Source organism: Bacillus cereus group sp. BfR-BA-01350 (genome assembly GCF_022663775.1).
Taxonomy (GTDB): Bacteria; Bacillota; Bacilli; order Bacillales; family Bacillaceae_G; genus Bacillus_A; species Bacillus_A paranthracis.
This window is the reverse complement of sequence record NZ_JAKUGD010000005.1, coordinates 334,471-358,095: the sequence shown is the minus strand read 5'-3', so window position 1 is coordinate 358,095 and position 23,625 is coordinate 334,471. Positions and strand designations below refer to the sequence as shown.

Sequence of the window (23,625 nt, the reverse complement as noted above, 5' to 3'; positions counted from 1 at the left end):
TTAATAAAGATAAAAAATAGTAGTAATAGTAATAGGGCTTGTGGATATGTGGATAACCCTGTTAAAGGATGTAAAAACAGTCTATCTACATGTGGATAGACTGTGCGTAAAACAAGGAAAGTTATTCACACTATTCAGCTACTACTTTAAAATATCGTTAATTTCTTCAACTTGCTTTTGTAATTGTGTATCCGTCTTAAGTAGCTTAGAAATTTTTTCATGAGCATGGATAACTGTTGTATGATCACGTCCACCGAATTCTTCACCTATTTTAGGTAAGGAGGAGTCTGTCAGTTCACGTGATAAATACATTGCAATTTGGCGAGGGAAGGCAACTGATTTCGTTCGCTTTTTCGCCTTGAAATCTTCCAATTTTACTTGATAAACATCTCCGACAGCTTTTTGAATATCATAAATGGAGATAATTTTTGGTTTAGAATTTGGAATAATATCTTTAAGTGCTTCGGCTGCTAAATCAGCATTAATATCTTTGTTAATTAAAGATGAATAAGCTACAACTCGGATGAGTGCACCTTCTAGTTCACGAATATTTGAATCGATTTGATTTGCAATATAAAGCATGACCTCATTTGGTATATCAAGTCCTTCAGCCTTTGCCTTTTTGCGCAAAATTGCAATCCGCGTTTCTAAATCTGGTGGCGTAATATCCGTAATGAGTCCCCATTCAAAGCGAGAACGAAGACGATCTTCTAAAGTTGGAATTTCTTTTGGTGGCCGATCACTGGAAATTACAATTTGTTTACTTTCTTCGTGTAATGCATTGAATGTATGGAAAAACTCTTCTTGAGTTTGTTCTTTTCCCGCTAAAAATTGAATATCATCTATCAATAAAACATCCACATTGCGGTATTTATTACGAAAATCGACAGCTTTATTATCACGAATAGAATTAATGAATTCATTTGTAAATTTTTCTGATGATAAATATACAACTTTGGCATTTGGGTTATGTTCAATTACATAATGACCAATTGCATGCATTAAATGGGTCTTTCCAAGTCCAACTCCCCCATAAATAAAGAGGGGATTATATGCTTTAGCTGGCGCTTCGGCTACGGCCAATGAAGCAGCGTGAGCAAAACGGTTACCAGAGCCAATAACAAACGTATCAAACGTATATTTTGGATTTAGCATACTCTGTGGTAAATGATTAGAATCATCTTGTGCTGAATTCGGTTTAGAAGGAGGAAGATCAATCTCCTCTTCAGCTTGACTTTGGGGAATAATAAAGCGAATAGCTAATTTTGCCCCTGTTAAATCATAAAGTGTTTCTGAAATTAGCTCTGAATAATGAGATTCTAGCCAATCGCGGGCGAATTCATTTGGAGCCGTAATTGTTAATACATCTTTCTTTAAATTATGTGCGGTCGTTGATTTTAACCATGTTTCATAACTTGGTTTACTGACCTTTTTTTCTAGTTCTTTTAAGGCGCTGTTCCATAAATCAGAGATGTTTTCCAAAGGTGTCCCTCCTTTACTAAGATGGTAAAAGAATAAGGTTGCGCAACAAATGTACAACCTAAATAAATATAAAATGTATATTTATACGAAACGTATTTTAAAACCTAAAAACGTCGTTTGTATATGAGATAGGGTTTTCGACAAAAAAAGCAAATGTGGATAATCATTTACCCACATGTGATTAAAACTGTCCACATGTTATACACAAATTGTGGATAAGATAATGATGTGGAAAACTTATTCAAAGTGAAAACACAACTATAATATCAAAAAAAAGTAGCTATAGCAATGAAATTAAGAAAGTTATCCACAAAATCAATACCTTGTGGAATAAACTTGTCCACAACACGATATACTGTGTAAAAGTACGAAAAGAGTTTGTGGATATAAAAAACAGAAAAAAACATTTATCCACAAGGAAATATAGCGTCTGTGAAAAAGTATGTGAATAGGTTCAAAATGAATATTTGATGAAAATTTCTAGAACCATTGACATTTTCCTAGTTGATTAACTATAATTTATAAGACTGTCTTTAACAGATATTCCTCAGGGAGGTGTCATATAATGAAAAGAACTTACCAACCAAATAAACGTAAGCGCAGCAAAGTACATGGTTTCCGCAGCCGTATGAGCACAGCGAACGGACGTAAAGTGCTAGCAGCTCGTCGTCGTAAAGGAAGAAAAGTATTATCTGCGTAGACCACTGATCGTTCAGTGGTCTTTTTTTCTAATAATAGTGAATTTCCGCTGATGAACTACAGGAGTGTCAATTGATATGAAGAAAAAACATCGTATAAAAAAGAATGATGAATTCCAGACGGTTTTTCAAAAAGGAAAATCGACTGCGAATCGTCAATTTGTTGTGTATCAACTAGATAAAGAAGAGCAGCCAAACTTTCGTATTGGCCTTTCTGTCAGCAAGAAAATAGGAAATGCAGTAGTGCGTAACCGAATTAAACGTATGATTCGCCAGTCGATCACAGAATTAAAAGATGAGATAGATTCTGGAAAAGATTTTGTTATAATAGCAAGGAAGCCTTGTGCAGAGATGACATATGAAGAATTGAAGAAAAGCTTAATTCATGTCTTTAAACGCTCTGGTATGAAAAGAATAAAAAAGTAGCGTAAGGAAATGAATTACACTATATACATACCGATACAAGGAGGAGTAGGCTTTGAAAAAGAAATTAGGTTTACTAGCCATGGTTGTTGCATTAATGGCGATTACTGCTGGCTGTAGTGAAGTAAATCAGCCAATTACACCAAAAAGCACTGGAATTTGGAATGAATACTTCGTATACCCGCTTTCTCAGTTAATTACGTATTTTGCCAACTTATTTGGTAGTAATTACGGTTTAGCGATTGTTGTTACAACTCTTATTATTCGTTTTGCATTATTACCATTAATGATTAAACAAACAAAGAGTACGAAAGCAATGCAAGCGTTACAACCAGAAATGGTGAAGTTAAAAGAGAAATATAGTTCTAAAGATCAAGCAACGCAGCAAAAACTACAACAAGAAATGATGCAGTTGTATCAAAAAAATGGTGTAAATCCATTAGCAGGATGTTTACCAATCTTTGTTCAGATGCCTATTTTATTCGCGTTTTACCATGCGATTATGAGAACATCAGAAATTAGTAAGCATACATTCTTATGGTTCGACTTAGGACAAGCAGATCCGTTATATATTTTACCGGTTGTTGCAGCAATTACGACATTTATTCAGCAAAAACTTGCTATGGCAGGAACTGCTGGTCAAAATCCGCAAATGGCAATGATGATTTGGTTAATGCCAATCATGATTTTAATCTTTGCAATTAACTTCCCAGCTGCATTATCACTTTACTGGGTTGTTGGTAATATCTTTGGTATCGCTCAAATGTACTTGATCAAAGGGCCGGAAATTAAGGCTAGTAAGGCAGGAGGATCAAGCAAGTGAGTATAATTACTGCTAAAGGACAAACAGTCGAGCTGGCAGTACAGGATGCTTTAAGACAATTAAATGTTTCAAAAGACCGAGTAGATATAAATATTATCGATGAGGGTAAGAGAGGGTTCTTAGGTTTATTTGGGAACCGACCTGCAGTAGTAGAAGTTGTATTGAAGAAAGATCCAATTCAAGAATGTGAAGAATATTTAAAAAATGTTATTCACGATATGGGTGTGGAAGCTGAGATTAGTAAAATTGTAAAAGGACGAGAAGTTGAATTTACAATTTACGGCGAAAATATAGGTGTTTTGATTGGAAAAAGAGGGAACACCTTGAATTCTTTACAGTATTTAACAAAACTTGTAGCGAATCGTAATACGAAGCAGTACATTGGTATCACATTAGATGCTGAAAATTATCGTAGTAAAAGAAAAGCTACGTTAGAAGCACTTTCTTATCGATTAGCCAAACAAGTAGTGAGTACAAAAAAAAGAGTTGTATTGGAGCCTATGCCATCTTTTGAACGAAAGATTATCCACCAAGCATTATCTAATCATCAAAATATCATTACAACTTCTGAAGGAAAAGAACCACATCGACATGTTGTAATATCTTCCAAGTGACCGGTTACTCAATTGAGTGCCGGTTTTTTTTGAGGGGAAAATAGGTGTGGATAACTAAAAACACTAAACTTATCCACTGTGAATAAGTTTAGTGTTTTTTACATGAGGACATAATAAAATGAGTTATTATTCTTTTGTAGATAGGTTCGTTATGGTATTCTAATAATTTAGTGAAGAAAATAATCATGTTGAAATAGAGATAAATAAGCAAGTGAGGTGAAAGGACATGGAATTTGATACAATTGCCGCGATTTCCACAGCGCTTGGAGAGGGTGCAATTGCCATTGTTCGAGTAAGTGGGGATGATGCGGTTGAAAAAGTTAATCGTATTTTTAAAGGGAAGGATTTAACAGAGGTTCCTTCTCATACAATTCATTATGGTCATATTGTTGATTTAGATACAAATCAGGTTATTGAAGAAGTAATGGTGTCCATTATGCGTGCACCAAGGACTTTTACACGTGAAAATATAGTAGAAATTAACTGTCATGGTGGACTTGTTTCGGTAAACAAAGTATTACAGCTTATTTTAGCGCAAGGGGTAAGATTAGCGGAGCCTGGTGAATTTACAAAACGTGCTTTTTTAAATGGCCGTATTGATTTATCACAAGCAGAAGCTGTTATGGACTTAATCCGTGCAAAAACAGATCGTGCAATGAACGTAGCGATTAATCAAATGGAGGGCCGATTATCTAAATTAATCGGCCGTCTGCGTCAGGATATATTAGAAACGTTAGCTCATGTTGAGGTAAACATAGATTACCCGGAATATGATGATGTGGAAGAAATGACACATAATATTTTAATTGAGAAAGCTACACATGTTCGTGTTGAAATTGCAAAAATATTAGAAACATCAAAGCAAGGAAAGATTTTACGTGAAGGTATTGCTACTGCAATCATCGGTAGACCTAATGTTGGGAAATCATCGCTATTAAATAGTCTCGTTCAGGAGAAAAAGGCAATTGTAACTGATATTGCAGGAACAACTCGTGATGTTATTGAAGAGTACGTTAATGTGCGTGGTGTACCACTTAAACTTATAGATACGGCCGGAATTCGTGAAACAGAAGATGTTGTTGAACGAATTGGTGTAGAGCGTTCAAAAGAAATGATGAGTCAAGCTGATTTAGTGTTAGTTGTCGTTAATTATAGCGAAGCTTTAACGAATGAGGATGAAGATCTATTCCGTGCCGTACAAGGAAAAGATTTCATTGTTATTGTAAATAAGACAGATTTACCGCAAGCAATTGATATGGAACGTGTTATAGAATTAGCAGCGGGGAATCGTGTTATTACAACGTCGTTAATTGAGGAACAGGGAATAGATGAGCTTGAAACGGCAATCGCTGATTTATTCTTTGAAGGAACAATTGATTCTGCAGATGTAACATATGTTTCTAACGCGAGACATATTGGATTATTAACACAAGCAGGAAAAACAATTGGAGATGCAATTGAGGCGATAGAAAATGGTGTTCCAATTGATATGGTGCAGATTGATTTAACAAGAACGTGGGAAATACTTGGTGAAATTACTGGTGATACCGTTCATGAGAGCTTAATTGACCAGTTGTTCTCTCAATTTTGTTTAGGAAAATAATATAGTGATGTTTCAGAAAGATAGAGATTATTAGGAGGAATAAACAATGGGATACAATGCCGGTTCATACGATGTCATAGTAATCGGTGCAGGTCATGCAGGATGTGAAGCTGGTCTTGCGGCAGCACGAATGGGCTCCAAAACATTAATGTTAACAATTAACTTAGATATGGTAGCGTTTATGCCATGTAACCCTTCTGTTGGTGGACCAGCAAAAGGGATTGTTGTTCGTGAAATTGATGCATTAGGCGGAGAAATGGGACGCAACATTGATAAAACGCATATTCAAATGCGTATGTTAAATACAGGTAAAGGGCCAGCTGTACGTGCACTTCGAGCACAAGCAGATAAGTTCTCTTACCAGCATGAATTAAAGAAAACAATTGAAGAAACACCAAACTTAACGTTGTTCCAAGGAATGGTAGAGCGTTTAATCGTTGAAGATGGCGAATGTAAAGGGGTAATTACGCAAGCTGGTGCTGAATATACAGCAAAAACAGTCGTAATTACGACTGGTACGTTTTTACGTGGTGAGATTATTATGGGAGATTTAAAATATTCGAGTGGTCCAAATAATCAACAACCATCTATTACGTTATCAGAACATTTAGAGGAGCTTGGATTTGATCTTGTTAGATTTAAAACAGGTACACCTCCGCGCGTAAATAGTAATACGATTGATTACAGTAAAACAGAAATTCAGCCAGGTGACGATAAGCCACGCGCTTTCTCTTTTGAAACGACAAAGTTTATTATGGATCAAATTCCATGTTGGTTAACGTATACAAGTACGGAAACACATCGTTTAATAGATGAAAACCTACATCGCTCAGCTATGTATTCTGGTATGATTAAGGGAACAGGTCCTAGATATTGTCCTTCAATTGAAGACAAAGTAGTAAGGTTTAATGATAAACCACGTCATCAAATTTTCTTAGAGCCAGAGGGACGTAACACACAAGAAGTGTACGTACAAGGTTTATCCACAAGCTTACCAGAAGACGTACAGCGTGATATGCTTAGAACAATCCCTGGTCTAGAAAATGTTGAAATGATGCGTACAGGTTATGCAATTGAATATGATGCAATTGTGCCAACGCAACTATGGCCAACACTTGAAACGAAAAAAATTAAAAATTTATATACAGCAGGACAAATTAACGGAACTTCTGGTTACGAAGAGGCGGCAGGACAAGGGCTTATGGCCGGAATTAATGCAGCATGTCGTTCTTTAGGTAAAAAAGAAGTTATTTTAGGTCGTGAGGATGCTTATATTGGTGTCTTAATTGATGATCTTGTAACGAAAGGGACGAATGAACCATATCGTTTATTAACGTCTCGTGCAGAGTATCGTCTATTATTACGCCATGATAATGCGGATCTTCGTTTAACTGAAATTGGTCATGAAATTGGATTAATTAAAGAAGAACGCTATGAGCGATTTACAAATAAAAAATTACAAATTGAACAGGAAAAGGAACGTTTAAGTAGCATTATTATTAAGCCACGTCCTGAAGTTCAAGAATTAATTCGCAATATTGGTGGAAGTGAATTGAAAGATGGAATACGTGCAAGTGACCTATTACGTCGTCCAGAGATGACATATGAGCATATCCATCTTTTAGTACCAAGTGAAGTAGAATTAAGTGATGAAGTTACAGAACAAGTTGAAATTCAGATTAAGTACGAAGGATATATCGAAAAATCTTTACAGCAAGTAGAGCGTATGAAGAAGATGGAAAGTAAAAAAATTCCTGTCGATATTGATTATGATGCGATTTCTAGCCTTGCATCAGAAGCTAGACAGAAATTGAAAGATGTTCGTCCACTTTCAGTGGGGCAGGCTTCACGTATATCGGGCGTAAATCCAGCAGACATTTCCATTTTACTTGTGTATATTGAACAAGGAAAAATTGCGCGAGTATCGAACCAATAAATAGTAAGGAGATATTGTTAGATGAACATAGAACAATTTCAATCTATGCTAGAAGAGAAGGGTATCACCCTCTCTTCTAGACAGTTAGAGCAGTTCGAAATCTACTTCGAAACATTAGTAGAATGGAATGAAAAAATGAATTTAACGGCTATTACGGAAAAAGAGGAAGTATATTTAAAACACTTTTTTGATTCTATTACAGCTGCTTTTTATTACGATTTTTCAAAACCATTCTCAATTTGTGATGTTGGCGCAGGAGCTGGATTCCCAAGTATTCCTTTAAAAATCTGTTTCCCGCATTTAAAAGTGACGATTGTAGACTCATTGCAAAAACGTATTAATTTCTTAAATCATTTAGCACAAAAGTTGGAATTGAGTGACGTCGCGTTTTGTCATGATCGTGCTGAAACATTTGGAAAAAAAGAAGGTGTACGTGAAGCGTACGACATTGTAATGGCACGTGCAGTCGCACGTCTTTCAGTATTAAGTGAGCTGTGTTTACCACTTGTAAAAGTTGGGGGAACATTCATTGCAATGAAAGGTGCTGCAGCAAACGAAGAAATTGAAAATGGCAAGTATGCTTTAGAGGTGCTAGGCGGGGATCTAAAAGAAATGTCTACGTTCCAATTACCGTTTGAAGAAAGTGAACGTAATATTTTATTAATCGAGAAAAAGCGCAAGACACCAAAGAAATATCCACGCAAACCGGGAACACCCAATAAATTACCTATTGAAAAATAAATCTTATTAGACGTAAGATTAAATTATATAAATGAAAACGTAAATGTTTCAAAGGAAACATTTTATGGAGAATAGTCAATAGGCCTAAAGGTGGTGGAATATGTATGAAAAATACGTTTTCTCGTTTATTTGGCTTTGGAGATAAAGAGAGCGAATTCGAATTACAAGACGAAAGCCATGAAGAAATAGATAAAAAGGTATATGAAGAAATACAAGAAATTCCGATAGTAAATATTACCCCTAACCGTTATCAACCACGAACAGTTTTTGATGACGCGCGTATTGAGGAACTAGCATTAACGATTCGTACACACGGACTTATTCAGCCAATTGTTGTGAGGCAATATGAGGATGAGAAGTACGAGATTATTGCTGGAGAAAGGCGTTTCCGTGCAGCAACAAAGTTAGGGTGGGAAAAGGTTCCTGCAATTATAAAAAACTTAAATGATACAGAAACAGCTTCTGTGGCTTTAATTGAAAACTTGCAACGTGAGGAACTAACAGCAATCGAGGAAGCTGTGGCATATCAAAAGCTAATTGAGTTACATAATTTAACGCAAGAAGCATTGGCACAAAGACTCGGAAAAGGACAATCCACAATCGCAAATAAGTTGCGATTGTTAAAGTTGCCTGAAGAAATAAAAAATGCGTTATTAGAAAAAAGTATTACAGAACGCCATGCCCGTGCGCTCATCCCTTTAAAGAATGAGGAATTACAACTGAAGGTTTTACAGGAAATTGTGGAGAAACAACTGAATGTAAAGCAAACAGAGGAACGAATTGCGAAATTACTAGAGGAAGCAAAACCGAAGCGTAAGGCAAAGCAAAAAGCAGTAAGTCGAGATACGAGAATTGCCATGAATACAATTAGGCAGTCATTACAAATGGTTGCTGACAGTGGTTTAAATGTTAATTCTGAGGAAGAAGAGTTTGACGAGTACTATCAAATTACAATTCAAATTCCGAAGAAAAAATAATAATGGTGTGTTAGAGACCTGATCCTATTGGATAGGTCTCTTTTACTATATTTTCTTGTTAGATCAAGAAGGAGTTTACAAATAAATTTTGAAGTTTAATAAGGACGTAAAAGAAAAACTTTTATTTCATGTTACAATAAACATAATTGTTACTAGAATAAGATAGAAAGGTTGAAAGTAGGTGACATCATGGGAAAAATCATTGCTATAGCCAATCAAAAGGGTGGCGTTGGAAAAACAACAACATCTGTTAATTTAGGGGCTGGATTGGCACAAGTAGGTAAAAAGGTCCTTCTTGTAGATATTGATGCTCAAGGAAATGCAACGACGGGTGTGGGAATTGAAAAATCCGAATTAGATCAATGTATTTACAATGTTCTTGTGGAAGATGCAGATGTTCAAGGGGTTATACAGAAAACCGCAACTGAAAACTTAGATGTTCTACCCGCTACAATTCAATTAGCAGGTGCTGAAATTGAATTGGTACCGACTATTTCCCGGGAAGTACGTTTGCAAAGGGCATTACAGCCAGTTCGTGATGAATATGATTATATTATTATCGACTGTCCCCCGTCCTTAGGGTTATTAACGATTAATGCATTAACTGCAGCAGATTCTGTTATTATTCCTGTTCAATGCGAATATTACGCACTAGAAGGGTTAAGTCAGCTATTAAATACAGTTCGACTTGTGCAAAAGCACTTAAATAAAAATCTAGCAATTCAAGGCGTATTGCTAACAATGTTAGATGCCCGTACAAATTTAGGGATTCAGGTTATAGATGAAGTGAAAAAATACTTTAGAGATAAAGTATACCGTTCGATTATCCCTCGTAATGTTCGTTTGAGTGAAGCACCAAGTCATGGGAAACCAATTATGCAGTATGACGCTAAATCAAGAGGGGCAGAAGTATATATAGATTTAGCAGAGGAAGTGATTGCAGGTGGCTAAAGGATTAGGAAGAGGAATCAATGTGTTTTTTCCTGATTTAGATGTGAAAGAAGAAGAGACAATTCAGGAGATTACGATAACTGAATTAAGACCGAATCCATATCAACCACGTAAACACTTTAATAAAGAGGCGATTCAGGAATTATCGGCCTCTATTAAAGAGCACGGCATATTACAACCATTAATTGCTAGAAAGAGTATTAAAGGATATGAAATTGTTGCAGGTGAAAGAAGATATCGTGCTGCTAAAGAGGCGGGGCTCGAAAAAGTACCTGCCGTTGTAAGACAATTAAATGAGCAGCAAATGATGGAGTTTGCATTGCTTGAAAACTTACAACGAGAAGATTTAAATCCAATGGAAGAAGCAATGGCATATCAAATGTTAATGAATGAGCTAAATGTGACGCAAGAACAATTAGCAAAACGTCTTGGTAAGAGTAGACCTTACATTGCAAACTATACGCGATTATTAAGCCTCCCTTCTTTTGTGCAAGATATGATTGCAAACGGTCAACTTTCAATGGCTCATGGGAGAACTTTACTTACGATAAAAGATGAAGAGCAGTTGAAATCTTTACTGAAACGAATTGAAAAAGAAGGATTAAATGTTCGTCAATTAGAGAAAATTGTTCAGGAGATTAATCAACGCGTTTCACGTGAAACAAAACAAGTAAAAAAAGAGAGAAACATATTTTTCGTAGAACGCGAAACGTTCTTAAGAGAAAAGTTTGGCACAGAGGTAAAAATTAAAGAAACAAAAAAGGAAAAAGGTAAAATCGAAATTGAATTTTTCAATAAAGAAGATTTAAATCGTATTTTAGAATTATTAGCGCAGCAAAACTAAAAAGCAAACCATCTTATTATTTATGGATGGTTTGCTTTTTTTAATACAGATAATTTTTGGTCTGTTTCTTTTATGCTTTGTGCAATTACATCAGCCATTTTCATAACTAAACTTAATCTTGTATTTTGCAGGACGAAAAACTCCATAAAACCATTTAGATTTACGATGCCATGAATATGTAAATCACCAACTGCTGGTAATTTCTTGTTCATAGCAGCTCCGGGTTTACTAGGTCCCATTCCGGTAGTGATGGAACCGATACTTTGAGACTTTCCTAAACAGGCATCAACCGCAATTATAAATGAAGTAGGATTATCTTTCTGTATATTCTGAATTTTTTCTTCTAAGTTTAGCGCATGTACTGGATCATCTAGTGTGCCGAACACTTGGAAGTTTGTAATTTCTACTTGTTCTAGTTTCGTACCGACTAACGGACCGAGTGCATCTCCTGTGGAACGATCTGTTCCGATACAAACGAGAATGATTGGTATATGAGTTTTAATAGGGATATGGGAAAGTAAGAAGTTACTAATTGTCTCGGAGGCTTCTAAATCTTGGTGCATAACATTTTGAGTTTCTTTTTCGAAAAAAGGTAAGCGAAAACTTCTAATATTCATGAAGCACCCATCCTTTTAATAAATTTTCAAAATATGTTATATGGTGAGTAAAATGGAAAACTATAAGTGCGTACTTGCTGTAAAATTTAAGTGAGAACGGAAATAATAGTACTAGTATATATATATTTGTTCCATTTTATACCTGCATGGAGGTTAACAAATGGAATTAAAGTCATAAAATTTTTTCAGCAATTAGGAGACTTCTGATACAATAAGAAAGATAATTAAAAAGAAATTTTGGCTGGAGAGGTAGAGGTACATGGATGTATTAACGAAGTGGTTTAATGCTACGAAACAGTATTTACTAGATGCTGATCGTTGGGCTCATATTGGAATTGCGACATTAAAAATATGTATCATTTTAACAATTGGTGCAATTGTAGTGCGAATTGCAAGGGCGGTTGTACGAAATGCGTTTCGTATGGGAAGTCGTTCTCCAATTCAAATTTCAGAACGTCGTACAGTTACAGTAGCGAAGTTACTTGAAAATATTGTGGCATACGTTGTTATGTTCATTATGTTAATTGCGATTTTAGGTGTGTTTAATATTAATGCATCAGGTTTATTAGCCGGTGCTGGGGTAATTGGTTTAGCAGTCGGATTTGGTGCTCAAAGTTTAGTGAAAGATGTTATTACAGGGTTATTTATCTTGTTAGAAGATCAATTTTCAGTTGGTGACTATGTGAAAATTGGTCAGTTTGAAGGTGTCGTTTTAGAAATTGGACTTCGTACAACGAAAGTGAAAAGTTGGACAGGTGAAATTCATACTTTACCAAACGGAAGTATCGTTCAGGTTACCAACTATTCAGTTAGTAATAGTGTAGCATTTGTTGACGTATCTATTTCGTATGAGGCTGATATAGCAAAAGCAGAGCAAGTCATTGAAGAATTATTAGAAGAATTACCTGCACAATATGAGCAAATGGTAACAACGCCTCAGTTATTAGGCGTGCAAACATTAGCTGCATCAGAAGTTATATTACGTGTTATTGCAGAAGTAGAGCCGATGCAACATGCAGTTATTGCAAGGGCACTTCGTAAAGAAATTAAAAATCGTCTAGATTTACATGGTATTGAAATTCCATATCCACGTATGGTTTTATATAATCGTGAAGAGTTAGTGAGTGGAAAAGCAATTTAATATGGAGAGGGGTTTGGAGAATGGAGCAAAAGCAATATAACTTGTACGATGTTGTGGAAATGAAGAAAGCCCACCCATGTGGGGAGAATCGTTGGAAGATTATTCGTATGGGAATGGATATCCGCATTAAGTGCGAGGGATGTGACCATTCAGTAATGATTCCTCGAAGAGAGTTTGATCGTAAGGTGAAAAAAATACTTGTGAAGCACGAAGAATAGAGAGAAAGTAACAGTTACAGTGGGTAGCTGTTACTTTTTTTCGTTTGGAGGAAACTTGTCATTTTTTTCGTTACTATCTATAATGATGAAAGATTGAGACATAGGAGTGAAAAATATGGGATTAACGGCTGGGATTGTTGGATTACCTAACGTAGGGAAGTCCACTTTATTTAATGCAATTACACAAGCAGGAGCAGAATCTGCAAACTATCCATTCTGTACAATTGATCCAAACGTAGGAATTGTAGAAGTACCAGATGAGCGTTTAAATAAATTAACGGAATTAGTAGAACCGAAAAAAACTGTTCCGACTGTATTTGAGTTTACTGATATTGCAGGTATCGTAAAAGGTGCGAGTAAAGGTGAAGGTTTAGGAAATAAATTCTTATCTCACATTCGCCAGGTAGATGCAATTTGCCAAGTTGTTCGTTGTTTTGAAGACGAAAATATTACGCACGTTTCAGGTAAAGTAGACCCAATTGATGATATTGAAACAATCAACTTAGAGCTAATCTTAGCAGACTTAGAATCTGTTGATAAACGTATCGAACGTGTTGCGAAATTAGCAAGACAAAAGGATAAAGAAGCAGTATATGAGCATGAAATTTTAGTGCGTTTAAAAGAAGCCTTTGAAGAGGGTAAACCAGCTCGTACTGTTGAATTTACAGAAGAGCAAATGAAGATTGTGAAAGGTCTTCATTTACTGACAACGAAAGAAATGTTATACGTAGCAAACGTAAGCGAGGACGATGTTATCGATCCTTCTGAAAACAAATACGTACAAATGGTAAAAGAATTTGCTGCAAATGAAAATTCTCAAGTAATCGTTGTATGTGCAAAAATCGAATCAGAAATTGCTGAGCTAGACGAGGAAGAGAAAAAAGTCTTCCTTGAAGAACTGGGCATTGAGGAATCTGGTTTAGATCAATTAATTCGTGCTGCATATGATTTATTAGGACTTGCTACTTACTTCACAGCAGGTGTGCAAGAAGTACGTGCATGGACGTTCAAACAAGGTATGAAAGCACCACAATGTGCCGGCGTAATTCATACAGACTTTGAGCGTGGATTTATTCGTGCAGAAACAGTTTCTTACGAAGACTTAATGACAAACGGTTCTATGACAGCTGCAAAAGAAGCTGGTAAAGTTCGTTTAGAAGGAAAAGAGTATATCGTAAAAGACGGAGACGTTATGCATTTCCGTTTCAACGTTTAATTTAATATTTCCTAGGAAAAATAAAGATATGAACTTGGCAAATATATTATATGTTTGCCAAGTTTTTTATGTATGGGTGAGTTGATTCATCTAACTTACTATGATATAATCTAAACTCGTGAGTAATTACTATAAATTAATTGCTCCTTGCCCATTACGGGCCGTTTAGACCAAAAGGAGGTGAAAGTGTAATGAGAAAGTACGAAATTATGTACATCATTCGTCCTGGCGTTGAAGAAGAAGCTCAAAAAGCTTTAGTTGAACGTTTTGCAGGTGTTTTAACAAACAATGGTGCAGAAATCATTAACACGAAAGAGTGGGGTAAGCGTCGTTTAGCTTACGAAATCAACGACTTACGTGAAGGTTTCTACATGATCTTAAACGTGAATGCTAACGCAGAAGCGATTAACGAATTCGATCGTTTAGCTAAGATCAACGAAGATATCCTTCGTCATATCGTTGTTAAAGAAGAAGAAAAATAATTGATATATAAGGGAGAGTGGTTCGATTGATGAATCGTGTTATCCTCGTTGGTCGTTTAACTAAGGACCCTGACTTACGTTACACGCCCAATGGTGTTGCAGTAGCTACTTTTACGTTAGCTGTGAATCGCGCATTTGCGAATCAACAAGGTGAGCGTGAAGCTGACTTTATTAATTGTGTAATATGGCGTAAACAAGCAGAAAACGTAGCAAATTATTTGAAAAAAGGTAGCTTAGCAGGCGTAGATGGGCGTCTTCAAACTCGTAATTACGAGGGACAAGATGGTAAACGTGTATATGTAACAGAAGTTCTTGCGGAAAGCGTACAATTTTTAGAGCCGCGTAATGGCGGTGGGGAGCAACGTGGTTCATTTAATCAGCAACCATCAGGAGCTGGTTTCGGTAACCAAAGCTCTAACCCATTTGGTCAATCTAGTAATTCAGGCAACCAAGGTAACCAAGGAAACTCTGGATTTACGAAGAATGACGATCCATTTTCAAATGTAGGTCAACCGATCGACATTTCCGACGACGATTTACCGTTCTAATACAGTAAATTTGTTAGTTTTAACAAAGAATGGAGGGGAATAGACATGGCAGGACGCAAAGGTGGACGTGCGAAACGTCGTAAGGTGTGTTTCTTCACAGCTAACGGCATCACTCGCATCGATTATAAAGATGTTGATTTATTAAAACGTTTCGTTTCTGAGCGTGGTAAAATTTTACCTCGTCGTGTAACAGGAACAAGCGCAAAATACCAACGCAAACTTACAGTTGCAATTAAACGTGCTCGTCAAATGGCACTTTTACCATATGTTGGTGAATAATAGCGTATGAAATGCACAGTAGAGTCGGACTCTACTGTGCATTTTGCTATGCTTTTCTTTTTTGAAAGAGAGGTTAAAATGTGAAGCAAGCGAGATTTATTACTGAAGGAGCCGCGTTGTTAGCTATATATGTAATGTTATTGTTTATATCTATGTATGTTCCGATTTTAGGTACAGTTGTAACGTTTGCGTTGCCGTTGCCATTTATATTGTTAACGATAAGATATAAATTATCGAATGCATTTGTAATTTTTACGACTGCATTTTTAATTGCTGTTTTTGTAAGTCAGCCGATAGGTCTAGTAAAGACGGTCGTATTTGGGTTGATGGGTATTATTTTAGGGTGCATGTATAAAAAACAAAGAAAGCCATTGGAGATTTTAATAACCGGTTCACTTGCATACTTAATCAGTATTATGCTCATTTATGTTGCCAGTATAAAGTTTTTTAACATAGATTTTATAAAGCAAATACAAAATATGTTTAATAAAAGCGTAGTGCAAAGTGAAAAGATAGCAAGTGTTGCTGGTATGCCGATTAGTAAAGAGCAAAAAGAGTTATTTGTACAAATGAATGATATATTACAAGCGGTATTCCCGAGTATACTTGTGATGGTTTCTGTATGTCTTTCTTGGATTACCATAATAATATCAGGTAGTGCTTTAAGAAAGCTAAAGCATGATGTTATACCTTGGCCTAAGTTCAAAGATATACAATTACCAAAGAGTATTGTTTGGTATTACGTTATATTTATTTTGCTATCAACTTTTATAAAAGTAGAACCGACATCATATTTACATATGGTATTTTCTAACCTATATGTCATATTTGCTTTACTACTCGTGCTGCAAGGTTTGACGTTTATCGCTTTTCTGGCGCATAGCAAAGGTTTTACGAAAGGGGTTCCTATTATTAGTTTTATTGCCTGCATGTTTATTCCGATGCTGTTTCCTCTTGTGTCAATCTTAGGTATAATTGATTTAGGGATTTCATTACGTTCTAAAATAGGAGGATAAAGTAATATTCCTTATACTATTTTAATCTGTTTAACTAACTGGAAGATAAGTTAGTTTTACTTTATAGGAGTTGTATACATGCCTGAATTTTATAAGAAACAGTGGTTTTTATATCCTGTTTATGTATTGGCATTTTTTGTGTTTGTGCTCATTTCAATCCTCTGTTATTTTCATTTACTAATGGGGATAGTCTCCTTTTTTATTTTTTGTATCGTCCTTTTTGTTGTTGTACGATTTGAACTTACTTTCCAAAAGAATTTTGAAAAACATACGACAGATATGATTACAAGGGTAAAGAAAGTGAGTAATGAGGCATTTAACCAGATGCCGATTGGTATTTTGTTATACAATAAGGATTATGGGATTGATTGGGCAAATCCTTATTTATCTTCATGTCTGGGGCAGCATGCATTAGCTGGATGGCACCTTTATGATGTATCAGAAACGTTACTTCTTTTTATTAAGGGAGAAACATCCGATGATATAGTCTCTTTAAATAATCGAAAGTTTCGTGTCTTTGTAAGGAAAGAAGAAAAGTTAATTTATTTCTTTGATGTAACAGAACAAACAGAGATTGAAAAGATGTACGAGGATCAACGTACTGTTTTAGCTGTCATTTATTTAGATAATTATGATGAAGTTACACAAGGATTAGATGATCAATTACGTACGAATATAACAAGTCTTGTGACATCCCGTCTAAATGAATGGGCCGTTAAGTATGGGGCATATTTAAAACGTGCATCTTCGGAAAGATTCTTCGTTGTACTAAATGAAAGTATTTTGGCGCAGATGGAGAAAGGGAAATTTAGTATTTTAGACCAAGTACGTGAAGAAACATCCAAAAGGAATATACCACTTACATTAAGTGTAGGTGTTGGATCAGGTGATTTACCTTTATCCGAGCTTGGGGCGATGGCTCAATCAGGTCTAGACCTTGCGCTTGGGCGTGGTGGAGATCAAGTAGCTATTAAACAAGCGACAGGTAAAGTTAAGTTTTATGGTGGTAAGACAAATCCGGTGGAAAAACGTACTCGTGTACGTGCCAGAGTGATTTCGCATGCATTAAAGGATTTAGTATTAGAAAGTAGCAATGTCATTATAATGGGGCATAGGGCTCCTGATATGGACGCAATTGGTGCTGCGATTGGTATTTTAAAGGTAGCGCAATTAAATGAGCGCAAAGGATATATTGTGCTCGATGAAAATGATTCTGATAAGGGAATTAAGCGTTTAATGGATAAAGTGAAACAAAATGAAGAGTTATGGTCTCACTTTATTACACCAGAACAAGCGATGGAATTTGCAAATGATGATTCCTTACTTGTTGTTGTTGATACGCATAAACCTTCAATGGTGATGGAAGAAAAGCTGTTACGCAAAATTGAAAATGTAGTTGTTATTGACCATCATCGCCGAGGAGAAGATTTTATTGAAGATCCGTTGCTTGTTTACATGGAGCCATATGCTTCTTCTACGGCAGAGCTTGTTACGGAATTACTTGAATACCAACCGAAAAGTTTGAAAATGACAATGTTAGAAGCAACAGCATTATTAGCAGGTATTATTGTTGATACGAAAAGCTTTACATTCCGGACAGGTGCTCGTACGTTTGATGCTGCTTCTTATTTACGCTCACACGGTGCAGATACTGTACTTGTACAAGAGCTTTTAAAAGAAGATATGGATCAGTATTTACGGGTTGCAAAAGCTATTAAAAATGCGTACATTTATACAAATGGAATTGCGATTGCAAAAGTTGATAGCGATGATTACTACGATCAAGTGCTTATTGCGCAATCAGCGGACACATTATTAACAATGACAGGAATTATTGCATCATTTGTTATTGCAAAACGTGGCGAGAATTTCATTGGAATTAGCGGCAGGTCTTTAGGCGAAGTGAATGTGCAGCTAATTATGGAAAACTTAGGTGGTGGCGGGCATTTAACGAATGCAGCCACACAAATGAAAAATGTTACAGTAGATGAAGCTGAGGAGAAGCTTCGATTTGTTATTGATGACTATTTACAGGGAGGCACACAATCATGAAAGTAATTTTTCTAAAAGACGTAAAAGGTAAAGGGAAAAAAGGAGAAGTAAAAAACGTACCAGATGGTTATGCAAATAACTTCTTACTAAAACAAGGATTAGCTGCTGAAGCGACGAATAGCAGTATGAAAACTTTAGAAGCTCAAAAGCGTAAAGAAGAAAAAGATGCAGCAGCAGAGCTTGAAAATGCAAAACAATTAAAAGAAACGTTAGAGAAATTAACTGTAGAATTAAAGGCTAAATCTGGAGAAGGCGGCCGTCTATTCGGTTCAATCACAAGTAAACAAATCGTAGATGCAATGCAAAAATCTCACAATATTAAACTTGATAAGCGTAAATTTGAAATGGATGATGCAATTCGTGCATTAGGCTATACAAACGTTACTGTGAAATTGCATCCGCAAGTAACAGCAACAGTAAAAGTTCATGTTAGTGAACAATAAAACTAAGTTAAGCAAGGAGGATTGCGTATGAGTGATGTAATGGCTGATCGTACCCCTCCGCATAATATAGAAGCTGAGCAGGCAGTCTTAGGTGCTATATTGATTGATCAGGATGCGTTAACATCGGCATCGGAACTATTAGTACCTGACTCATTTTATCGAACGAAACATCAAAAGATTTTTGAAGTCATGCTTGGGCTATCTGATAAGGGGGAGCCAATTGACTTAGTAATGATGACGTCAGCAATGGCTGATCAAGGATTACTAGAAGAAGTTGGTGGGGTTTCTTACTTAGCAGAATTAGCAGAAGTTGTTCCGACTGCTGCTAACGTAGAGTATTATGCAAGAATCATCGCTGAAAAAGCACTGTTACGTCGTTTAATTCGAACGGCGACTCATATTGTGTCTGATGGATATGAGAGAGAAGATGATGTGGATGGTCTTTTAAATGAGGCTGAGAAAAAAATATTAGAAGTATCTCATCAGACCAATGCGAAAGCATTCCAAAACATTAAAGACGTTCTTGTAGATGCTTACGATAAAATCGAACTTTTGCATAATCAAAAAGGTGAAGTGACCGGGATACCGACTGGATTTACTGAATTAGATAAGATGACGGCAGGGTTCCAGCGAAATGATTTAATCATCGTGGCGGCACGTCCGTCGGTAGGTAAAACGGCATTTTCATTAAATATCGCACAAAACGTAGCGACGAAAACGGATGAAAATGTAGCGATTTTTAGTCTAGAGATGGGTGCTGATCAGCTTGTTATGCGTATGCTTTGTGCAGAAGGGAATATTGATGCACAAAGACTTCGTACCGGATCGTTAACTTCTGATGATTGGGCGAAATTAACGATGGCAATGGGCAGCCTTTCTAATGCTGGTATTTATATTGATGATACGCCGGGGATTAAAGTAAATGAGATTCGAGCAAAATGTCGTAGATTAAAACAAGAACAGGGTCTTGGTATGATCTTGATTGACTACTTACAGCTTATTCAAGGAAGTGGGAAATCAGGGGAGAACCGTCAGCAGGAAGTATCTGAGATTTCTCGTACACTAAAAGGGATTGCGCGTGAATTACAAGTTCCTGTTATTGCCTTGTCACAGTTATCTCGTGGTGTAGAATCTCGTCAAGATAAACGTCCGATGATGTCTGATATTCGTGAATCGGGAAGTATCGAGCAGGATGCCGATATCGTAGCCTTCCTATATCGTGAAGATTACTATGACCGAGAAACGGAAAATAAAAATACGATTGAAATTATTATTGCAAAGCAGCGTAATGGTCCAGTAGGCTCAGTAGAGCTCGCATTCGTTAAAGAGTTCAATAAGTTCGTTAACTTAGAACGTCGTTTCGAAGATGGACATGCGCCGCCGGCATAACGATAGTATAAAAAAGAAACGCATTTCTTATAATAAGATGTGTTTCTTTTTTTTTATAGAAAAGATAAGGCTTTCATAGTGTGAAAATATAATTGTTACGAACGAAAAAGTTTTTTGATAAAAAAATGTTCGCTTTTTGGTTGACTTCTTTTTCGGTTTTGGTACAATTATATTGTTTGAATAGATCGTTTGAAAATTGCGGAGGTGCTTTAATAATGTCTTCAGTAGTAGTTGTAGGAACACAATGGGGCGACGAAGGAAAAGGTAAAATCACTGATTTTCTTTCTGAGCATGCGGAAGTAGTTGCAAGATATCAAGGTGGAAATAACGCAGGACATACAATCGTTTTTGGCGGAGTTAAATATAAATTACACTTAATTCCATCTGGTATTTTCTATAAAGAGAAAATTTGTGTAATCGGAAACGGCTTAGTAGTAGATCCGAAAGCATTACTTGAAGAGTTAAAATACTTACACGATCGTGGTGTAAGTACGGATAATTTACGTGTAAGTAACCGTGCGCACGTTATTTTGCCTTATCACTTAAAACAAGATGAGTTAGAAGAAGCAAGTAAAGGTGATAACAAAATCGGTACAACGAAAAAAGGTATCGGTCCTGCATATATGGACAAAGCTGCTCGTATCGGTATTCGTATGGCTGATCTTTTAGACCGTGAAGCATTTAAAGAGAAGCTTGAGCAAAATTTAGCACAAAAAAATCGTTTATTTGAAAAAATGTACGATACAGAAGGTTTCAGTGTAGACGAAATCTTCGAAGAGTACTTCGAGTACGGACAGCAAATCGCACAATATGTATGTGATACGTCTGTTGTATTAAATGATGCATTAGATAATAATCACCGTGTATTATTTGAAGGTGCACAAGGTGTTATGCTTGATATCGACCACGGTACGTATCCGTTCGTTACATCTTCTAACCCAATTGCTGGTGGTGTAACAGTTGGAACTGGAGTTGGCCCTGCAAAAGTTACTCGCGTTGTAGGTGTATGTAAAGCATATACAAGCCGCGTAGGTGATGGTCCATTCCCTACTGAGCTTCATGACGAAATTGGTCATCAAATTCGTGAAGTTGGTCGTGAGTATGGAACGACAACTGGTCGTCCACGCCGCGTAGGTTGGTTCGATAGTGTTGTTGTAAGACATGCACGTCGTGTTAGTGGTTTAACAGATCTATCATTAAACTCTATCGACGTTCTAACTGGTATTCCAACACTTAAAATTTGTGTTGCTTACAAATGCGATGGAAAAGTTATCGATGAAGTTCCAGCAAACTTAAACATTTTAGCGAAATGTGAGCCTGTATACGAAGAGCTTCCAGGTTGGACAGAAGATATTACTGGTGTAAGATCATTAGATGAGCTTCCTGAAAATGCACGAAAATACGTAGAACGTGTTTCTGAGTTAACAGGAATTCAATTATCTATGTTCTCAGTTGGACCAGATCGTAACCAAACAAATATTGTTCGTAACGTATACGAAGCTTAATTGATATTTTTGAGAAAAACTCATGTCCGCATGAGTTTTTTCTTATCTTTTATAAAAAAATAAAAAAAGGTATTGCAAAATATAAATAAAACATGTTATGATACATCTTGTCGTCACGAAAATATGACGTTGGTGAGTATGAGCCATTAGCTCAGTTGGTAGAGCATCTGACTTTTAATCAGAGGGTCGAAGGTTCGAGTCCTTCATGGCTCACCATTTTATTTTTTCGTGGCCCGTTGGTCAAGTGGTTAAGACACCGCCCTTTCACGGCGGTAACACGGGTTCGAATCCCGTACGGGTCATGTTTTTTTTATGTTCATTTTTGGTCCCGTGGTGTAGTGGTTAACATGCCTGCCTGTCACGCAGGAGATCGCCGGTTCGACCCCGGTCGGGACCGCCACTTTTGTTTATACCACCATTAGTGGTTTTATATATAGTTTTGGCTCGGTAGCTCAGTCGGTAGAGCAGAGGACTGAAAATCCTCGTGTCGGCGGTTCGATTCCGTCCCGAGCCACTCTCAGGATATTAAGTGGGCCCACTTAATATCCTTTTTATTTGTGTAATTTTACAAAATTGAGTAGTTATTTTAAAATAGAATGAGGAGCCTCTAGCAGTTGAAGCTAGAGGTTTTTCTATAGATCGTATAGGATTCCGTGTAAAAGTGGATTATACATGAGTCTGTGAGAATAGAGTAGAAATTACTTAAGCAAAAGATGTGGTCATATAGGGACATACTATGTAGACATCAATGTGTTTAAGGATATTGACCATATTTTTACCCTGTTATTTACCGGGCAGTAAGACCCCCACCTTAAAATTCAGCGAAAGCAAAGAAGTTAGGTGGGAAGCGAGCTGCCCGTAAAAGCCCGATTGGTGAGGGCTGATTAAAGTTTCACTTTATAAGGAGGAAATAGACGATGATGGGAAAGAAAATTTTAGTAGTTGATGATGAAAAGCCGATTGCAGATATTTTGAAGTTCAACCTAGAAAAAGAAGGTTTTGAAATTGTAATGGCGCACGATGGTGATGAAGCAATTGAAAAAGCGACTGAAGAACAGCCAGATATGGTTTTATTAGATATTATGCTACCAGGTAAGGATGGCTTAGAGGTTTGCCGTGAAATACGTAAAAGCTCAGAAATGCCGATTATTATGCTTACAGCGAAGGATTCTGAAATTGATAAAGTATTAGGTTTGGAGCTTGGCGCAGATGATTATGTAACGAAGCCATTTAGTACGAGGGAATTACTTGCTCGCGTGAAGGCGAATTTACGTCGCCATCAGCAAGGTGGTGCGGCAGAAAAAGAAGAAAATACGGAAATGGTTATTGGACCAATTGTTATCAATCCAAATGCGTATAGTGTAACGAAACGTGAGGAAAATATTGAGCTTACACACCGTGAATTTGAGCTATTACATTATTTAGCAAAACATTTAGGACAAGTTATGACACGTGAACATTTATTGCAAACAGTTTGGGGTTATGATTATTTTGGAGATGTACGTACAGTGGATGTAACAGTACGTCGTCTACGTGAAAAAATTGAAGATAATCCAAGTCATCCTACATTAATTGTCACTAGACGTGGAGTAGGGTATTACTTGCGTGACCCAGAGCAGGAATAGTA

The 23,625-nt window shown here is 36.5% G+C and carries 24 protein-coding genes and 4 tRNA genes; 26 read left to right on the top strand and 2 right to left on the bottom strand.

Annotation, left to right across the window (positions count from 1 at the left end; all coding sequences use genetic code 11):
* Positions 1-141: 141 nt before the first annotated feature.
* Positions 142-1,482, bottom strand: coding sequence for a chromosomal replication initiator protein DnaA (gene dnaA, locus MR147_RS14730; protein ID WP_000428025.1), 1,341 nt, complete (start codon positions 1,480-1,482; stop codon positions 142-144).
* A gap of 565 nt (positions 1,483-2,047) precedes the next feature.
* Here dnaA and rpmH point away from each other — a divergent pair.
* From rpmH to spo0J, 10 genes are all read left to right on the top strand, one after another.
* On the top strand, positions 2,048-2,182 hold the full coding sequence (gene rpmH, locus MR147_RS14725; protein WP_000831901.1) for a 50S ribosomal protein L34: 135 nt from the start codon (positions 2,048-2,050) through the stop codon (positions 2,180-2,182).
* A gap of 76 nt (positions 2,183-2,258) precedes the next feature.
* The gene (gene rnpA, locus MR147_RS14720) at positions 2,259-2,606 is read left to right on the top strand and encodes a ribonuclease P protein component (protein WP_000726629.1); all 348 of its coding nucleotides are present in this window, start codon (positions 2,259-2,261) and stop codon (positions 2,604-2,606) included.
* A gap of 52 nt (positions 2,607-2,658) precedes the next feature.
* A complete protein-coding gene (gene spoIIIJ / locus MR147_RS14715) occupies positions 2,659-3,426 on the top strand; it encodes a YidC family membrane integrase SpoIIIJ (protein WP_000727745.1) in 768 nt (255 codons plus the stop codon).
* Positions 3,423-4,040: an RNA-binding cell elongation regulator Jag/EloR gene (jag, locus tag MR147_RS14710; RefSeq protein ID WP_074609419.1), complete on the top strand. Its 618-nt coding sequence runs from the start codon at positions 3,423-3,425 to the stop codon at positions 4,038-4,040. The genes spoIIIJ and jag overlap by 4 nt, the downstream gene beginning before the upstream one ends.
* A gap of 226 nt (positions 4,041-4,266) precedes the next feature.
* Positions 4,267-5,643: a tRNA uridine-5-carboxymethylaminomethyl(34) synthesis GTPase MnmE gene (mnmE, locus tag MR147_RS14705; RefSeq protein WP_074609420.1), complete on the top strand. Its 1,377-nt coding sequence runs from the start codon at positions 4,267-4,269 to the stop codon at positions 5,641-5,643.
* Positions 5,644-5,689: 46 nt separating this feature from the next.
* Positions 5,690-7,579, top strand: a complete 1,890-nt coding sequence (mnmG, locus tag MR147_RS14700) for a tRNA uridine-5-carboxymethylaminomethyl(34) synthesis enzyme MnmG (RefSeq protein ID WP_000541033.1) — start codon at positions 5,690-5,692, stop codon at positions 7,577-7,579.
* Between the two features lie 21 nt (positions 7,580-7,600).
* Positions 7,601-8,320 (top strand): 16S rRNA (guanine(527)-N(7))-methyltransferase RsmG, encoded by a 720-nt coding sequence (gene rsmG / locus MR147_RS14695; RefSeq protein ID WP_001019621.1) that lies wholly within the window; start codon positions 7,601-7,603, stop codon positions 8,318-8,320.
* A 104-nt stretch (positions 8,321-8,424) separates the two neighbouring features.
* Positions 8,425-9,297, top strand: coding sequence for a nucleoid occlusion protein (noc, locus tag MR147_RS14690; RefSeq protein WP_000799029.1), 873 nt, complete (start codon positions 8,425-8,427; stop codon positions 9,295-9,297).
* A gap of 189 nt (positions 9,298-9,486) precedes the next feature.
* Complete coding sequence (soj, locus tag MR147_RS14685) at positions 9,487-10,248, top strand: sporulation initiation inhibitor protein Soj (protein ID WP_000516114.1); 762 nt, start codon at positions 9,487-9,489, stop codon at positions 10,246-10,248.
* Complete coding sequence (gene spo0J / locus MR147_RS14680; protein ID WP_001051838.1) at positions 10,241-11,092, top strand: stage 0 sporulation protein Spo0J; 852 nt, start codon at positions 10,241-10,243, stop codon at positions 11,090-11,092. Before soj ends, spo0J begins: the two co-directional genes overlap by 8 nt.
* 20 nt (positions 11,093-11,112) lie before the next feature.
* On the opposite strand, the gene yyaC is transcribed toward spo0J, so the two are convergent.
* Positions 11,113-11,709: a spore protease YyaC gene (gene yyaC, locus MR147_RS14675; RefSeq protein WP_242304464.1), complete on the bottom strand. Its 597-nt coding sequence runs from the start codon at positions 11,707-11,709 to the stop codon at positions 11,113-11,115.
* Positions 11,710-11,968: 259 nt separating this feature from the next.
* Between yyaC and MR147_RS14670 the strand changes: the two genes are divergently transcribed.
* From MR147_RS14670 to walR, 16 genes are all read left to right on the top strand, one after another.
* On the top strand, positions 11,969-12,850 hold the full coding sequence (locus MR147_RS14670) for a mechanosensitive ion channel family protein (RefSeq protein WP_000382911.1): 882 nt from the start codon (positions 11,969-11,971) through the stop codon (positions 12,848-12,850).
* 20 nt (positions 12,851-12,870) lie between these two features.
* A complete protein-coding gene (locus MR147_RS14665) occupies positions 12,871-13,068 on the top strand; it encodes a DUF951 domain-containing protein (RefSeq protein WP_000436051.1) in 198 nt (65 codons plus the stop codon).
* Between the two features lie 115 nt (positions 13,069-13,183).
* On the top strand, positions 13,184-14,284 hold the full coding sequence (gene ychF / locus MR147_RS14660; RefSeq protein ID WP_000524669.1) for a redox-regulated ATPase YchF: 1,101 nt from the start codon (positions 13,184-13,186) through the stop codon (positions 14,282-14,284).
* Between the two features lie 191 nt (positions 14,285-14,475).
* Positions 14,476-14,766, top strand: a complete 291-nt coding sequence (rpsF, locus tag MR147_RS14655) for a 30S ribosomal protein S6 (RefSeq protein WP_001233779.1) — start codon at positions 14,476-14,478, stop codon at positions 14,764-14,766.
* 26 nt (positions 14,767-14,792) lie between these two features.
* Positions 14,793-15,314 carry a single-stranded DNA-binding protein gene (gene ssb / locus MR147_RS14650; RefSeq protein ID WP_000981967.1) on the top strand — a complete coding sequence of 174 codons (522 nt, stop codon included), beginning with the start codon at positions 14,793-14,795 and terminating at the stop codon, positions 15,312-15,314.
* 45 nt (positions 15,315-15,359) lie between these two features.
* Positions 15,360-15,593 (top strand): 30S ribosomal protein S18, encoded by a 234-nt coding sequence (gene rpsR / locus MR147_RS14645; RefSeq protein ID WP_000918873.1) that lies wholly within the window; start codon positions 15,360-15,362, stop codon positions 15,591-15,593.
* A gap of 80 nt (positions 15,594-15,673) precedes the next feature.
* Entirely contained in the window at positions 15,674-16,609 is a 936-nt protein-coding gene (locus MR147_RS14640; RefSeq protein WP_242304462.1) for a YybS family protein, read from the top strand.
* A gap of 78 nt (positions 16,610-16,687) precedes the next feature.
* A complete protein-coding gene (locus MR147_RS14635) occupies positions 16,688-18,661 on the top strand; it encodes a DHH family phosphoesterase (RefSeq protein ID WP_074609423.1) in 1,974 nt (657 codons plus the stop codon).
* Positions 18,658-19,104 (top strand): 50S ribosomal protein L9, encoded by a 447-nt coding sequence (gene rplI / locus MR147_RS14630; protein ID WP_000864231.1) that lies wholly within the window; start codon positions 18,658-18,660, stop codon positions 19,102-19,104. Before MR147_RS14635 ends, rplI begins: the two co-directional genes overlap by 4 nt.
* A gap of 27 nt (positions 19,105-19,131) precedes the next feature.
* On the top strand, positions 19,132-20,493 hold the full coding sequence (dnaB, locus tag MR147_RS14625; protein ID WP_001286244.1) for a replicative DNA helicase: 1,362 nt from the start codon (positions 19,132-19,134) through the stop codon (positions 20,491-20,493).
* Positions 20,494-20,708: 215 nt separating this feature from the next.
* Positions 20,709-21,998, top strand: coding sequence for an adenylosuccinate synthase (locus MR147_RS14620; RefSeq protein WP_000100223.1), 1,290 nt, complete (start codon positions 20,709-20,711; stop codon positions 21,996-21,998).
* Between the two features lie 140 nt (positions 21,999-22,138).
* Positions 22,139-22,214 (top strand) — tRNA-Lys (locus tag MR147_RS14615).
* A 14-nt stretch (positions 22,215-22,228) separates the two neighbouring features.
* A tRNA-Glu gene (locus MR147_RS14610) sits at positions 22,229-22,300 on the top strand.
* Between the two features lie 22 nt (positions 22,301-22,322).
* Positions 22,323-22,398 (top strand) — tRNA-Asp (locus MR147_RS14605).
* A 41-nt stretch (positions 22,399-22,439) separates the two neighbouring features.
* A tRNA-Phe gene (locus MR147_RS14600) sits at positions 22,440-22,512 on the top strand.
* 403 nt (positions 22,513-22,915) lie between these two features.
* On the top strand, positions 22,916-23,623 hold the full coding sequence (gene walR, locus MR147_RS14595) for a cell wall metabolism DNA-binding response regulator WalR (protein ID WP_000971872.1): 708 nt from the start codon (positions 22,916-22,918) through the stop codon (positions 23,621-23,623).
* Positions 23,624-23,625: the final 2 nt, after the last annotated feature.

Bases quoted from the DNA above. Each gene is read 5' to 3' on its own strand.
- MR147_RS14620 (WP_000100223.1), top strand. From the start codon at position 20,709: ATGTCTTCAGTAGTAGTTGTAGGAACACAATGGGGCGACGAAGGAAAA.
- soj (WP_000516114.1), top strand. From the start codon at position 9,487: ATGGGAAAAATCATTGCTATAGCCAATCAAAAGGGTGGCGTTGGAAAA.
- yyaC (WP_242304464.1), bottom strand. From the start codon at position 11,709: ATGAATATTAGAAGTTTTCGCTTACCTTTTTTCGAAAAAGAAACTCAA.
- MR147_RS14670 (WP_000382911.1), top strand. From the start codon at position 11,969: ATGGATGTATTAACGAAGTGGTTTAATGCTACGAAACAGTATTTACTA.
- MR147_RS14665 (WP_000436051.1), top strand. From the start codon at position 12,871: ATGGAGCAAAAGCAATATAACTTGTACGATGTTGTGGAAATGAAGAAA.
- rpsR (WP_000918873.1), top strand. From the start codon at position 15,360: ATGGCAGGACGCAAAGGTGGACGTGCGAAACGTCGTAAGGTGTGTTTC.
- mnmG (WP_000541033.1), top strand. From the start codon at position 5,690: ATGGGATACAATGCCGGTTCATACGATGTCATAGTAATCGGTGCAGGT.
- rpsF (WP_001233779.1), top strand. From the start codon at position 14,476: ATGAGAAAGTACGAAATTATGTACATCATTCGTCCTGGCGTTGAAGAA.
- ychF (WP_000524669.1), top strand. From the start codon at position 13,184: ATGGGATTAACGGCTGGGATTGTTGGATTACCTAACGTAGGGAAGTCC.
- rpmH (WP_000831901.1), top strand. From the start codon at position 2,048: ATGAAAAGAACTTACCAACCAAATAAACGTAAGCGCAGCAAAGTACAT.
- rsmG (WP_001019621.1), top strand. From the start codon at position 7,601: ATGAACATAGAACAATTTCAATCTATGCTAGAAGAGAAGGGTATCACC.
- dnaB (WP_001286244.1), top strand. From the start codon at position 19,132: ATGAGTGATGTAATGGCTGATCGTACCCCTCCGCATAATATAGAAGCT.
- rnpA (WP_000726629.1), top strand. From the start codon at position 2,259: ATGAAGAAAAAACATCGTATAAAAAAGAATGATGAATTCCAGACGGTT.
- MR147_RS14635 (WP_074609423.1), top strand. From the start codon at position 16,688: ATGCCTGAATTTTATAAGAAACAGTGGTTTTTATATCCTGTTTATGTA.
- noc (WP_000799029.1), top strand. From the start codon at position 8,425: ATGAAAAATACGTTTTCTCGTTTATTTGGCTTTGGAGATAAAGAGAGC.
- rplI (WP_000864231.1), top strand. From the start codon at position 18,658: ATGAAAGTAATTTTTCTAAAAGACGTAAAAGGTAAAGGGAAAAAAGGA.
- walR (WP_000971872.1), top strand. From the start codon at position 22,916: ATGATGGGAAAGAAAATTTTAGTAGTTGATGATGAAAAGCCGATTGCA.
- mnmE (WP_074609420.1), top strand. From the start codon at position 4,267: ATGGAATTTGATACAATTGCCGCGATTTCCACAGCGCTTGGAGAGGGT.